General features: G+C 36.1%; 21 protein-coding genes. All 21 read left to right on the top strand.

The genetic code is table 11. From position 1 onward, the window contains the following. The 21 genes from ssb to T479_RS15525 all read left to right on the top strand — a co-directional run bounded on the left by ssb (nt 1) and on the right by T479_RS15525 (nt 11,930). Nucleotides 1-510 (top strand): single-stranded DNA-binding protein, encoded by a 510-nt coding sequence (gene ssb / locus T479_RS15620; protein WP_025220162.1) that lies wholly within the window; start codon nt 1-3, stop codon nt 508-510. Nucleotides 511-535: 25 nt separating this feature from the next. Beyond that, complete coding sequence (locus tag T479_RS15615; RefSeq protein WP_025220161.1) at nt 536-1,069, top strand: NUMOD4 domain-containing protein; 534 nt, start codon at nt 536-538, stop codon at nt 1,067-1,069. 12 nt (nt 1,070-1,081) lie between these two features. Beyond that, complete coding sequence (locus T479_RS15610) at nt 1,082-1,507, top strand: DUF1064 domain-containing protein (protein WP_025220160.1); 426 nt, start codon at nt 1,082-1,084, stop codon at nt 1,505-1,507. A gap of 16 nt (nt 1,508-1,523) precedes the next feature. After that, nucleotides 1,524-1,931, top strand: a complete 408-nt coding sequence (locus tag T479_RS15605; RefSeq protein WP_025220159.1) for a hypothetical protein — start codon at nt 1,524-1,526, stop codon at nt 1,929-1,931. Between the two features lie 72 nt (nt 1,932-2,003). Further along, nucleotides 2,004-2,213 carry a hypothetical protein gene (locus T479_RS15600; RefSeq protein ID WP_025220158.1) on the top strand — a complete coding sequence of 70 codons (210 nt, stop codon included), beginning with the start codon at nt 2,004-2,006 and terminating at the stop codon, nt 2,211-2,213. Nucleotides 2,214-2,294: 81 nt separating this feature from the next. Further along, nucleotides 2,295-2,690: a hypothetical protein gene (locus tag T479_RS15595; protein WP_025220157.1), complete on the top strand. Its 396-nt coding sequence runs from the start codon at nt 2,295-2,297 to the stop codon at nt 2,688-2,690. Further along, complete coding sequence (locus T479_RS22950) at nt 2,691-3,047, top strand: hypothetical protein (RefSeq protein ID WP_025220156.1); 357 nt, start codon at nt 2,691-2,693, stop codon at nt 3,045-3,047. It abuts the gene before it with no gap. Then, a complete protein-coding gene (locus tag T479_RS22945) occupies nt 3,044-3,571 on the top strand; it encodes a nucleoside triphosphate pyrophosphohydrolase family protein (protein ID WP_025220155.1) in 528 nt (175 codons plus the stop codon). The genes T479_RS22950 and T479_RS22945 overlap by 4 nt, the downstream gene beginning before the upstream one ends. A gap of 14 nt (nt 3,572-3,585) precedes the next feature. Beyond that, on the top strand, nt 3,586-4,041 hold the full coding sequence (locus T479_RS15580) for a class I SAM-dependent methyltransferase (protein WP_025220154.1): 456 nt from the start codon (nt 3,586-3,588) through the stop codon (nt 4,039-4,041). Between the two features lie 25 nt (nt 4,042-4,066). Next, nucleotides 4,067-4,240: a hypothetical protein gene (locus T479_RS23950; protein ID WP_167331269.1), complete on the top strand. Its 174-nt coding sequence runs from the start codon at nt 4,067-4,069 to the stop codon at nt 4,238-4,240. Between the two features lie 30 nt (nt 4,241-4,270). After that, nucleotides 4,271-4,672 carry a hypothetical protein gene (locus tag T479_RS15575; protein ID WP_038509846.1) on the top strand — a complete coding sequence of 134 codons (402 nt, stop codon included), beginning with the start codon at nt 4,271-4,273 and terminating at the stop codon, nt 4,670-4,672. A gap of 36 nt (nt 4,673-4,708) precedes the next feature. Then, nucleotides 4,709-5,095, top strand: a complete 387-nt coding sequence (locus tag T479_RS15570; RefSeq protein WP_025220152.1) for a hypothetical protein — start codon at nt 4,709-4,711, stop codon at nt 5,093-5,095. Between the two features lie 323 nt (nt 5,096-5,418). Then, the gene (locus tag T479_RS15565) at nt 5,419-6,057 is read left to right on the top strand and encodes a hypothetical protein (protein ID WP_025220151.1); all 639 of its coding nucleotides are present in this window, start codon (nt 5,419-5,421) and stop codon (nt 6,055-6,057) included. A gap of 111 nt (nt 6,058-6,168) precedes the next feature. Further along, nucleotides 6,169-6,468, top strand: a complete 300-nt coding sequence (locus T479_RS15560; RefSeq protein ID WP_025220150.1) for a hypothetical protein — start codon at nt 6,169-6,171, stop codon at nt 6,466-6,468. Nucleotides 6,469-6,472: 4 nt separating this feature from the next. Continuing rightward, entirely contained in the window at nt 6,473-6,922 is a 450-nt protein-coding gene (locus T479_RS15555; protein WP_025220149.1) for a hypothetical protein, read from the top strand. A gap of 3 nt (nt 6,923-6,925) precedes the next feature. After that, nucleotides 6,926-7,243, top strand: coding sequence for a hypothetical protein (locus T479_RS15550; RefSeq protein WP_025220148.1), 318 nt, complete (start codon nt 6,926-6,928; stop codon nt 7,241-7,243). Then, nucleotides 7,233-7,604, top strand: coding sequence for an HNH endonuclease (locus T479_RS15545; protein ID WP_025220147.1), 372 nt, complete (start codon nt 7,233-7,235; stop codon nt 7,602-7,604). Before T479_RS15550 ends, T479_RS15545 begins: the two co-directional genes overlap by 11 nt. Before the next feature lie 125 nt (nt 7,605-7,729). Further along, nucleotides 7,730-8,248: a phage terminase small subunit P27 family gene (locus tag T479_RS15540; RefSeq protein ID WP_025220146.1), complete on the top strand. Its 519-nt coding sequence runs from the start codon at nt 7,730-7,732 to the stop codon at nt 8,246-8,248. Next, a complete protein-coding gene (locus T479_RS15535; protein WP_025220145.1) occupies nt 8,245-9,948 on the top strand; it encodes a terminase large subunit in 1,704 nt (567 codons plus the stop codon). Before T479_RS15540 ends, T479_RS15535 begins: the two co-directional genes overlap by 4 nt. Nucleotides 9,949-9,964: 16 nt before the next feature. Further along, on the top strand, nt 9,965-11,206 hold the full coding sequence (locus tag T479_RS15530) for a phage portal protein (RefSeq protein WP_025220144.1): 1,242 nt from the start codon (nt 9,965-9,967) through the stop codon (nt 11,204-11,206). Next, a complete protein-coding gene (locus tag T479_RS15525) occupies nt 11,199-11,930 on the top strand; it encodes a head maturation protease, ClpP-related (protein WP_052599515.1) in 732 nt (243 codons plus the stop codon). The genes T479_RS15530 and T479_RS15525 overlap by 8 nt, the downstream gene beginning before the upstream one ends.

The following is an 11,930-nucleotide window of genomic DNA, read 5'->3' as shown; positions in this document are numbered from 1 at the left end:
ATGATTAACCGAGTTGTATTGGTCGGCAGGCTAGTAGCTGATCCAGAGTTACGGTATACACCGAACGGAATTGCCTCATGTAAGTTCCGAGTGGCTGTCAATCGACCATTTAAAAATGAAGGTGAACAACAGGCAGACTTTATCTCATGTGTAGCTTGGAGAAAGCAAGCCGAGAATCTAGCAAACTTTCAACGAAAAGGGAATTTAATTGGTGTTGAAGGTCGGATTCAAACAGGAAGCTATGAAGGGCAAGATGGTAAGCGAGTATACACTACTGACGTTGTTGCCGATAGTATTCAATTCTTAGAGTCAAATAAAGGCTCAGATGGCGCGCAGAACGGCTCGAACGTAAGTTCTGATACAAATAGAGGGGGAAGTCCTCAAAACGTTTCAGAGGGCTATAAACAGCCTCAAAACACACAGCTGAATTATACAAGGGTAGATGAAGATCCATTTGCAAATAGTAGAGGGCCGGTTGGAGTTTCGGAGGATGACCTCCCTTTTGATTAAAAGAAAAGAAAGGATGTGAGAAGAAATGGAATGGCGAGACATACCAGGCTACGAAGGTATCTATGAAGCTAGTAATACAGGACAAATTCGTTCGAAAGATGAAAAGGTCACGCATTCCGTTAAACACGGGCGTAGGGTTTGGAAAGGTAGAGTACTAAAACAAAAAGTAGGTAAAGACAAAAGTTGTCGAGTATCTCTTTATAAAGATAAAAAAGAAAAAACATGGCTGGTACATCGTTTGATTGCAAAAACATTCATTCCTGAAGTTGAGGGTAAGGACTATATCAATCATATCGATGGTAATAGGTTAAATAATGACGTTACTAACCTTGAATGGTGCAATCACAAAGAAAATAATAATCATGCTTTTGATACAGGACTAATTAAAACTGCAAAAAAGGTGATTTTAGTCCACAAAGAAACTCATGAACCTATTTATTTTAGGAGTATGAGTAGAGCGAGCACATTTCTTGGATATAGAGACACATATCTAGCTAACCATGTGTATGAAGGGAAATCTGAAATAGATGATTATGAGATTTTCCTAAAAGCAAAATAGTCGAGGTGCTAAATGATAACTAAAACTAGAAGCAAATATAACAACAAGAAAGTCACGGTAGACGGTATTACATTTGATAGCAAGATTGAAGCAAGTTATTACGGCTATTTAAAGCAATTAGAGCAACAGGGTATTATTAGCGAGTTCTTAATGCAGAAGGAGTACATCGTATTTGAGGGTTACACAAAGGACGGAAAAAAAGTGTTGCCTATCAAATACAAGGCAGATTTCGAAGTGCATTATCCTGACAATCGAATTGAAGTCATTGATATTAAAGGATTTGAAACAGCTGATTTCAAGCTTAAGAAAAAGCTATTTGAGTACCGTTATCCATTTAAATTAAAGTTATTAACTTTCTCAAAAATTGATGGTGGCTGGATTGAATTAGATGCTTTAAAAAAAGCAAGAGCAGAACGCAAAAAACAAAAATTGGGCTAATAAAGGAGAAATTCAAATGACAAACATTCAACTAAACGTTTTATTCAAAAAGATGCAAAAGGATGACAAAAAAGAGGTCTTAATGTTCCATGTTCTAAGTGATGAACTACCGCATGCTGACGAACTTCTTAAACTACCAGGTACGATTGCTATTTTAAAAGTTCAAGATCAAGATGGCGTAGGAGCAGAGTTTGTATCGATTCAACGTGATGATAAGAAAACGGTACTTAAATTTAATGTAAAACGTGATTCCAAAAAGGTTTATGAGCTTTATAAATACGCTGGGAACAACGTTAAATTAGAAATCCAACCATCTCAAATGTCCATCGATGAATTTTACGAATCTAAGGAAGATGAGGAAGACAATTCTATCCCTGATAACCAAATGAACATAGATGAAGTCAACCAGCAATTGACAGAATAAACAATTGAATAGAGGGCTCTAATTATTGGGGCTCTCTTTTTTATACCCAAAAACAGCAAATGAGGTGGGAAAATGACTGTAAATTCAACTTGGAGTTCAAAGGGCAACGAGCTTTTGAGATGTCCAGTAGAAGGCTGTAATCACATTGGTCAAGTAATTACAAAAGTTCATTGTAGATCTGAACACGATATGACTAAGGATGAAGTAAAAGAAAAATTCGGGTATCCGAAACGTGTAATTATGTTGAAGCCTAGTCAGATTGCAGGAGGATTTAAGAAGTAAGCATAATCATAACTTACGATTTCGAAGAGATTCAGCAGTATTTAAACGAGGGCTGGATTGAGAGAGGGGTGTGTAATATACATGGATGCAGATTTACTCAATAAACGTAAAGAAGTATTGCGAGAAATTGATAAATTATTGGTGCTTTGCAAATGTAATAACAATAACTCGAAAAAGACAACGTGTGTTCATTGCAAGAAGGTTGAACAGCATGGGAAGAAACTTAATCGGTTGTTAGGTAAACGAAATAACAAAGTTCTTGAAGAGTATTATTTATTTCAATCAGATGATGAACAATTAACTTTTGAAAACAAAGCAAACCTGACTGTCAAAGAATATTTGTACTATAAATCTAAAAATATGCTAGACAAGGATATTGCCAAGAAAATAGGGGTTTCTCCACCTACTTTATCTAATTGGAAAACGAAAAATAATATTAAAAACCCACCAACTAGACTAAAGAGAGGAGCCGTATAAATGTCAATTGAAGATGAAATTTTAGCTAATCCAGTGTTACGAGAACTTGGTGAATTATTGCAATCGGAGAGAGCGAAAGAAGTACTTATAAATCAAACTGCAAAAGGTTTAGCTAAGTACAGAAAAACAGTAGATATTAATGATTACTCATTAGTTGAATGGATTGACCATGCTATTGAAGAAGCTATGGATATGATGGTTTATTACAATTGCATAATAAAAAAATTGATTGATTCTGGCATCAAAGAAAATGATTTAATCGTTCAGCTATTCAAATCCGAGTTATTAGAAATGACGCATAAGGTTGATTTTCTAGTAAATTTCAGAAATAAAAAATTGGAGAGTGTTAAACAATGAATCTAAATAAATTTCAAGAGTTATCAAAACGAACAATGCCATTTCAAGGTGTACCGAAAAACCATATTCATAAAGAACATGGCATAACTAATTATGCTTTAGGCTTGATTGGTGAGTGTGTCGAGGTATTGAGTGCTGCTAATGATCGTGAAGCAATTCTAAAGGAAATTGGTGATGTATCGCATTACGCATTTGGACTTTTAACCTTCCTAGGAGAAATATACGAACCACTTGCTAATTATACTGTGGAAGGCACAAGAGAAAGCATAATAGACAAAATCATCATCCTATCCGGTGAGATTTCAGAACAAGTGAAAAAATTCGTGTTCCATAGACATGAATTAAATTCAAGTAAGGTTGTTTTAGCATTAAAAATGTTAATTAAAAATTTGATTGCATTAGCTGGATTTTACGATTCATCACTAGAACAAATTTGCGAAATGAACATTGATAAATTGAAAATGCGTTATCCAGATAAATTCAATGTTGAGGATAGTAAAAAGCGCGTGGATACGGTGCAGTAGAAAGGGTGAGTGGAATGCAACGAGTCTTAGATGCCTGTTGCGGCAGCAGGATGTTTTGGTTCGATAAGCAAAATGAGGATGCGTTATACATGGATATTCGTGAAGAAGAAGCTACATTGTGTGATGGTCGCCGATTAGTTGTGAAACCAGATATTGTCGCTGATTTCCGTAACATGCCGTTTGAAGATGACAGTTTTCACATGGTGGTATTTGATCCGCCGCACTTAGTACGTGCTGGAGATAATTCGTGGCTAGTTAAAAAATACGGCAAATTGAATGAAGCTTCTTGGAGAATGGATTTGATGCAAGGTTTTGATGAATGTATGCGTGTACTAAAACCAAATGGCACATTGATATTCAAATGGAACGAAGACCAAATTTCTTTACGAGAGGTTTTGGACTGCTTTGGCCACAAACCGTTATTCGGGGATAAACGCAGTAAGACACATTGGGTAGTGTTTATGAAATAAATTTATAGAGGAAAGTGGTGATTCCATGGCAACTGAATACGCATTGTACAAAGGTGATGAACTACTATCAGTTGGAACTATTAAGGAGTTAGCAGAACAATTTAAAGTTGGTGAAAGGACAATTTTTTTTTACATGTCACCAACTTATAAAAAGCGTACTAGTGATAGAAAAGGAAGACGATTAGTAAAGCTTGATTAATGAAATAAACAAACAAGGTAGGTGCTGCACATGCATTACGAGTGGTTAAAAAACTATCAAAAATTAGAGGATGAAATTGCAGGCATCGAATTTAATTTAGAACGTAATAAGAAGGAATTGAAGCGCTGGGTACATGGTGATTTAACAAAAGTAAAATTAACTTCGGAAAGCCATGGTGCTCAATTAGAGGAAATTATTGAAGCCGCTGAACAAGAATTAGCGCATAAAATGAATGATTTAGAAGAAATGAAAAATCTGATTAGCTCATTCAGAGGGTTGGATAATCAGATACTGTACAAGCATCATGTGGAAGGCAAAACGCTCATTTCCATTGCTGATGAGTTAGATAAAAGTCCGAATTATATTTACAACAAGCATGCACAGATTATGAAGATGGTTAAGTATAAATATGCTGAGAGTGTAAATGGATGATTGAAAGAAAATAATTAATAGAAAAGGAGAATGGAAATGGCTAACATTAATGAGTTTACAGTTGAGGAAAAGCAAAATGCACTGAACGATGCTTTTAAAATAATGAATATGAAAGTGTTCCGCATGGACGATTATCAATGGATAGCTCACTATTCAAAGGACGAAGCCCTAGCTTTTTATCATGAACAATCTGGAGTTCCTATGGATGATTTAAAAGAAGCTTTTAATGATTGGGGAGAAGTTCCACTGACAGATACGATGTATTGGGAAGCAACTGACATTACAGATGACGAAGCCAATATGGCTGGCGTGGACTATGTAGGGCAAACTGATTTTGGAGACTGTTATCAAGTTACATTTGATTGGGTAATCCAAAATCGAACACATAAGTATCCTGGATACATTGCATGTACAGAATGTTAAGTTACTGAATAGAATGATTATACTATCCCAAACCTAACTTAATGTAATGTTAAGTTGTAATTAAATTATAGAACCTATTGATTAATCGAGATATTATAGGAGTATCAAAAAGCGCACGGAAATGCGTTAAAAAATATTATCTACAATAATAAACACGTTCGCTTGTACGTGTGTTGCTAATAACAAGCATTTAACTTAATAAGACGATTGCGGAGTCGTCAACACTAGAGAATGAGAGACTGCTAAATTTGGTAGTCTCTTTTTATAATGACAATCCATTCCATTTACATTATCATTTAGATAATTAGGAAGGGGAATAAAATATGGGAATACCTTTTGGAAAAGCAAGAGAACTAGAAATTATAGGATTTTCTTTAGTCGAAAATGGTACAGACTCAATAAAAAAAGCGCATGAATGTATTGAAAAAATAGATGAACTTGTTAAAGGGGTTGACCACACATTAAAAGACGCTGTAATTTTCTTGAATCATGGTATTGAAATTTTATTGAAAGTGATGTTGGAAGAGAAAAATTCGTTTTTAATGTTTAGCGATATTGACAAGTATCAAAATGCAAAAGTAAAAATGAAAAAAGAAAATAAAAAAGATATCTTTGAAGCAAATCCGAATCTACAGACCGTTTCATTAAAAGAAGCGTTAAGACGTCTAGAGTATTTATGCGATATAGAAATAGATGTCAATATGAATCATGCTATTTTAAATCTAAATACTACTAGAAATAAACTAATGCATTCTAATTTGAAACTAAATGAAGAAGAACTTACTAAACTAATTACAGAATTAAAGTTTTGTTATAATGCAGTGGATATTTTCTTTAATAGACATATAAAATCTTATAATATTTATATCGCTGAGGCTAGATTTGAATTTACTAAAGAAGAAGAAAGAGAACATAACGAAGCATGGGCAGAAGCTTATGATTTAGGTTTACTTGATTATTAGAAATATATATAAGAAGTCACATCTAATATGGTGTGGCTTTTTATTATGCTTTGTGAAGGTCTGGTACATGATGTACCAAAGCTATAACTATGAATTGTGGAGGGTGAGGAAATGAACAATAAAGAGTTGTTTGAATCATGTGGTAAAGCAATTGTAGGAAGGTTCGTTAAAGGAATTACCGAAATAGCCCAAGTATTTAAAAGAAAAGAAACACTGAACTGTGGATACATTAAACAATTTGAGAAACGAGAATTATATTCTCAGATAAATATTACATTCAGTTCACCAATCATTAAGAAACGGTATGACGATATCTGTACAGCTCTTAAATATACCAAGCATAGCAAGAAAAGAGAACGATTATTAAAAGCTAAAAGAATGTATGAAAAGCATTTAATTGTGGAGGGATGATTGTATGTTTTACATCAAACCAGAAGACTTTACAGTCGAAAAATTAAAAGCACGAAATGAGTTAATAAAAACACGAATCGAGGAGTGCCAAGTAAAACTCGAAGAAGGGGCATTTCATTATTTCGGTGGATATGATTTGGAAATTAAATTGTTGCAAGAAGAGTATCAACTTAATCGAGAAACGATTCAAGCGCTAGAACGTAGATATAAAGAATTTAAGACATTGTTTACGAACTTAATGGCAAACGAAATTACCATTGAGATGAGTTCAGCCAACAAACCACCGAAGATTAAATTGAATGGTAAAGATATTGATGCCATCATTGACCTTCAATACAATTATGAAACTAAAGATTGCAAATCATCAGGACAACATAATTTTACAGTGAAGTATTTCGATAAAGATTCAGAATGTATTCGCACTGTATCAACAAACAAAATACGGGAGGGCTGAACGATGGAACCAATCTTTGCTAAGTGCAACAAGTCATGCGGTCACAAGTTCTATGTGCAACACTTCAAAGTAGACAAACTTCATAACTCAATTGAGAAGACATACTTCACCTGTCCTAACTGTGGACGTGAGTATGTCTGTTTTTATACTGACGAATCAATACGCAAGCTTCAATCAAAGATGCGAGAGCTACACCGCAAGATGAAGTGGGCTGATGGCGACAAGCTAGAGCAGTTGAAGCATGAGGAGTCCAAGCTAAAGGCAGACATCAAGAACCGCATGGACATCATCAAGCAAGAGATGACAACACATGAACAGTAAACCTTTACGACCATGTAACAAGCCTGCTTGTGGACAGCTAACTCGAGATGGCTACTGTGACCAACATAAGACAGCCAAAGCAGAAAACAATCGTTATTACGATAAGTATCACCGAAGCGATCAAAGCAAACAATTCTACCATTCATCTGCGTGGAAACGAGCGCGGGATTTAATTCGGATTCGTGATAACGGATTGTGTATTGAATGTCTAAATCAAAAACGAATAACAGTCGGAACTATTGTCGACCACATCATTCCAATCAAACAAAACTGGAATAAAAGATTAGATGAAGATAACTTACAACTACTTTGTCAGTCATGCCACAACAAGAAGACAGGTTCGGAGAGAAAAGAGGGATAGCCCCCCTCTTGAATTGTGTGAAAATCACAAACAACTTACACCGGATGCCAAAAAAGCGTGCAGAAAAACCCGTTTTTAAAATATTTTTTCGGAAATCTAACGAAATATGAAAGTGAGGTGATAGTATGGCAGGTCGAAATAAGCAGCCGTTGCAAGTGATTCTAGGAAATGGGCGTTCAAAACATTTAACAAAGGATGAGATAAAAAAGCGTCAAAATCATGAAGAAAAGATGCGTGGGCCTACAGAAAACATTGAAATTCCGTCGTATTTAACAGCAGCGCAAAAGAAAGAGTTTGCTGATATTGCTGAAAAGCTGGTTGCCCTTGAAATATTCAGTGAGCTTGATATTGATTCATTAGCAAGATACTTGGACTCAAAACATCAGTATTTACAGCTGGTGAAAGATATACGAAAAATAAAACCAACTGAAACAATCGAGCAGGAAAACGGTAAGAAAATAGTGATTGCAAATGAGGATTACCCAAAACTACAGCGTACCAAAAATACATTGTTTAACGAATGTCGTTCTGCAGCTGCTGATCTTGGTCTTACTATTACATCTCGCTTGAAATTGGTTATCCCTTCCCCTTCAACTGTGGAAGGCAAAAGCGAGGCGCAGAAGCGGTTTGGTGATAGGTTATGAATTGGGTTTTAGAACGAGTATTTAATTATTGTGATGATATTCTGAGTGGAAAAATTAAAGCTAGTATTAAACATAAATGGGCCATTCAACGCTTCTTAAAAGACTATGAGGATTGTCAAAGTGATGACAGTCCCTTTTATTTTGATGAAGAAGTGGCCGAGGATTTCTATTGGTGGGCAAATGAGTTTGAACATGTTGAAGGTGTATTGGCTGGTCAAAAGGTTGAGTTAAATGATTTCCAACTCTTCATATCTGTAAATATCTTTTGTTTTAAAAAGAAGAGAAATGGTGCTCGTCGTTTCCGTAAGGTTTATATACAACTCGCACGTAAAAATGCGAAATCACAGTTCTTAGCAATTGTCGGTTCATACATTGCATTCCTAGGCAATGAAAAACAACGTATGTATATTGCTGGATGGCAAAAAGACCAATCGGATGAGGTATATATTGCAGTTCGTGACGGAATTAATTCAAGTGAACTTTTGGACGGAAGATGGAAAGAAGCATACGGGAAAATTGAAGTCTTTAACAACGGTTCTGTCATTGTTCCGTTATCCCGTGAGACTCGTAAAACAGGTGATGGTAAAAACCCGTCAGTAGGCATTGTGGACGAATATCATAATCATCTAACGTCTGAAATTTACGATGTATTGTTATCAGGGATGGTTGCTCGTAAAGAGCCACTAATGTTTGTTATTACCACAGCGGGATTTGATTTAAGTCGGCCGTGCTTTGTTGAGTACGAGTATGTATCTCGAATTTTAAATCCTTATGATGATACAGAGAATGATGATTACTTTGGCATCATTTGCGAATTAGATCCAGGGGATGACATAAAGGACGAGAGTAATTGGATAAAGGCAAATCCTATTGTAGCTACATATGAAGAAGGACTTGCTTCTATTCGTTCTGATTTAAAAACAGCTTTGGATGTTCCGGAAAAGATGCGATCCTTTTTAACAAAAACAATGAATGTATGGGTGGATATGAAAGAAGGGGGCTACATACCCGCGAATAAGTGGAAAGCTGGGGAAATAGAATCTTTTGAGATGAATGGCCGTGATGTTTATATAGGGGTCGACTTATCGAAGAAGATTGACTTAACTTCAGTAGGATATGTTTTCCCTACTGACTATGGCTTTCATGTTGGACAACATTCATTTATGCCTGAAGAAGCACTTACAGAGCGTAGAGCGAAAGATAAAGTGCCATACGATGTGTGGATAGAAGAATGTTGGATGGATGTTACACCAGGTGCAGTAGTAGATTATAGTTTCGTAGAGCAATGGATAATGGATTTTATCAATAACAATGAATTGAATGTAATTCTATTTTGCTACGATCCATACGGTGCCACGCAGTTTGCTCAAAACATGGCTAACTATGGGCTAACAATTGTTGAAGTTCGTCAAGGTTTCCCTACATTATCAGAGCCAACAAAAGAATTTCGAGATTATGTTTATCAAAATAATGATCATCAAAAGAAAATTACCCATGTAGGCGATAAGGTATTATCATGGGCAGTCGGTAATGCAATTGCTGAAATGGCAGCCAATGAAAGTATTAAACTTTCAAAATCAAAATCTAGAGAAAGAATTGACCCGGTAGCAGCCATTATAACTGCTTTTGTTCAAGCTAGATACGCAACATTCGAAAGTGGAGAAGGCAATATCAGCTTTATTTCAATTCATGATTTATAAGGGGGAGGTGAAAAAATTGAAACTATGGCAACGAATTAAAACTTCTGCCTATATGGCATATGCGGGGGCTACTACAGGTTGGAAGGGTTCCACATGGGATTTCTCCAATTGGTTTGGACGAACCTTTTGGGGTATCGATAACAGCCAATTAGCAACAAATGAAACCATATTTAGTGTTATTAGTCGCCTTGCTAATACCATTTCGGCATTACCTATTAAATTACATCAAAATTATGATGTGATACAAAACGATATTTCAGATGTACTCATAAATGAACCAAACCAAAATATGAGTAGCTTTGATTTATTAAATGCTTTAGAAGTAAGTAGAAATGAAACAGGGAATGGTTACGCGATTATTTTGCGTGATATACGCATGCGACCAAATGAAATTGTTCCCCTGGACCCATCATGTGTTACTGAATTTATAAACAAAGATGATGGTCTGTTGTGGTACCAAGTCCAAGGAGAGCGAGGGACGATATTTGTAGCAAATACAGACATGGTACATGTTAAGCATATTCGAGGGCCTGCGCGCATACGGGGGTTATCGCCATTAAAAGTATTAGCCAATACCATTAAATACGACAAGGCAGTCCAAGAGTTTTCGCTTTCGGAAATGGAGAAAAAAGAATCTTTTACATTGAGCTATGCATCAAATGTTGATGAAGAAAAAAGGAATCGAATTATTGGTGACTTTAGAAGGTTTTACTCTGAAAATGGGGGTATTCTATTTAAAGAACCAGGTGTTGAAATTGATCCAATCAAAAAACAATATTTTGCATCAGATACATTGGCATCAGAGCGGATAACGCGCTCAAGGGTAGCCAATGTTTTTAATGTGCCTGTGTCCTTCTTAAATGATGTAGAAGGCGGAACAATGGCGTCCAATGAGCAATTAATGATTCAATTCGTAAACATGACATTGTTGCCTATCGTAAGACAATACGAACATGAATTTAATCGAAAGTTACTTACGAAAGCAGACCGAAAGCAAGGTATGTATTTTAAATTCAACCTTGGTGGCCTTTTACGAGGAGATACTGCAGCGCGTACAAATTTCTATCAAGCTATGTTACGTAGTGGCGCAATGAAGCCAGATGAGGTACGGATGCTTGAAGATTTAGCACCTATGGGTGGTAAGGCGAATGTACTTTGGATTTCTGGAGACTTATATCCACAAGAAATGGATCCTGCATTGCGGAAGTCCACTGCTACTGCTTCAACTGTGGAAGGAGGTGGAAATGAGAATGAGTAAAAAGAAAACATTTTTTGATGTTAAAGCATCGGTTGATGGTAAGTCAGCGGATGTTTTTATTTTGGGAGAAATTACTCCATGGGCATGGGAAGAATATGGCGAAATGTCATCAGTGGTTTTCAAAGAAAAACTAGATGCTGTTGGTGACGTCAGTGAACTGCATATATACGTAAATAGTCCGGGGGGTTCAGTGTTTGAGGGAATCGCCATTGGAAACATGCTGAAACGGCATAAGGCACGTACAATCGCTCATGTTGACGCGTTAGCAGCATCTATTGCGAGTGATATTGTGGCTTGCTGTGATGAAGTACGAATGCCCTCGAATGCAATGTTGATGATTCATAATGCAATGACAGGGGCTTTCGGTAATGCTAGTGAATTACGCAAAGTAGCGGATGATTTAGATCGAATTAATGGCATGCAAATTGAAACTTATATGTCAAAAATCGATGGTAAGACTTCGCAAGAAGAAATACAACGAATGATGGATGAAGAAACGTGGTTGTCAGCTCAACAAGCTTACGATATTGGTTTGTGTGACGTTGTAGAAGGTGCGAATAGGGCTGTTGCTTGTTTATCAAATGAGCAGACAAAACAATTTAAAAACCTTCCAAAAGCATTGGTAAAGCCAAGTGAAGAAGCTCTTACTGAAGAAGAAAGACAAAACATTATTGCAGATTCTAAGGCGAATCTTACTTATTTACATTCACTAAATTTAATCTAA

Source organism: Lysinibacillus sphaericus (assembly GCF_000600105.1).
Classification (GTDB): Bacteria; Bacillota; Bacilli; order Bacillales_A; family Planococcaceae; genus Lysinibacillus; species Lysinibacillus sphaericus.
This window is presented reverse-complemented; position numbering and strand designations above follow the sequence as displayed.

Bases quoted from the DNA above. Each gene is read 5' to 3' on its own strand.
- ssb (WP_025220162.1), top strand. From the start codon at position 1: ATGATTAACCGAGTTGTATTGGTCGGCAGGCTAGTAGCTGATCCAGAG.
- T479_RS15615 (WP_025220161.1), top strand. From the start codon at position 536: ATGGAATGGCGAGACATACCAGGCTACGAAGGTATCTATGAAGCTAGT.
- T479_RS15610 (WP_025220160.1), top strand. From the start codon at position 1,082: ATGATAACTAAAACTAGAAGCAAATATAACAACAAGAAAGTCACGGTA.
- T479_RS15605 (WP_025220159.1), top strand. From the start codon at position 1,524: ATGACAAACATTCAACTAAACGTTTTATTCAAAAAGATGCAAAAGGAT.
- T479_RS15600 (WP_025220158.1), top strand. From the start codon at position 2,004: ATGACTGTAAATTCAACTTGGAGTTCAAAGGGCAACGAGCTTTTGAGA.
- T479_RS15595 (WP_025220157.1), top strand. From the start codon at position 2,295: ATGGATGCAGATTTACTCAATAAACGTAAAGAAGTATTGCGAGAAATT.
- T479_RS22950 (WP_025220156.1), top strand. From the start codon at position 2,691: ATGTCAATTGAAGATGAAATTTTAGCTAATCCAGTGTTACGAGAACTT.
- T479_RS22945 (WP_025220155.1), top strand. From the start codon at position 3,044: ATGAATCTAAATAAATTTCAAGAGTTATCAAAACGAACAATGCCATTT.
- T479_RS15580 (WP_025220154.1), top strand. From the start codon at position 3,586: ATGCAACGAGTCTTAGATGCCTGTTGCGGCAGCAGGATGTTTTGGTTC.
- T479_RS23950 (WP_167331269.1), top strand. From the start codon at position 4,067: ATGGCAACTGAATACGCATTGTACAAAGGTGATGAACTACTATCAGTT.
- T479_RS15575 (WP_038509846.1), top strand. From the start codon at position 4,271: ATGCATTACGAGTGGTTAAAAAACTATCAAAAATTAGAGGATGAAATT.
- T479_RS15570 (WP_025220152.1), top strand. From the start codon at position 4,709: ATGGCTAACATTAATGAGTTTACAGTTGAGGAAAAGCAAAATGCACTG.
- T479_RS15565 (WP_025220151.1), top strand. From the start codon at position 5,419: ATGGGAATACCTTTTGGAAAAGCAAGAGAACTAGAAATTATAGGATTT.
- T479_RS15560 (WP_025220150.1), top strand. From the start codon at position 6,169: ATGAACAATAAAGAGTTGTTTGAATCATGTGGTAAAGCAATTGTAGGA.
- T479_RS15555 (WP_025220149.1), top strand. From the start codon at position 6,473: ATGTTTTACATCAAACCAGAAGACTTTACAGTCGAAAAATTAAAAGCA.
- T479_RS15550 (WP_025220148.1), top strand. From the start codon at position 6,926: ATGGAACCAATCTTTGCTAAGTGCAACAAGTCATGCGGTCACAAGTTC.
- T479_RS15545 (WP_025220147.1), top strand. From the start codon at position 7,233: ATGAACAGTAAACCTTTACGACCATGTAACAAGCCTGCTTGTGGACAG.
- T479_RS15540 (WP_025220146.1), top strand. From the start codon at position 7,730: ATGGCAGGTCGAAATAAGCAGCCGTTGCAAGTGATTCTAGGAAATGGG.
- T479_RS15535 (WP_025220145.1), top strand. From the start codon at position 8,245: ATGAATTGGGTTTTAGAACGAGTATTTAATTATTGTGATGATATTCTG.
- T479_RS15525 (WP_052599515.1), top strand. From the start codon at position 11,199: ATGAGTAAAAAGAAAACATTTTTTGATGTTAAAGCATCGGTTGATGGT.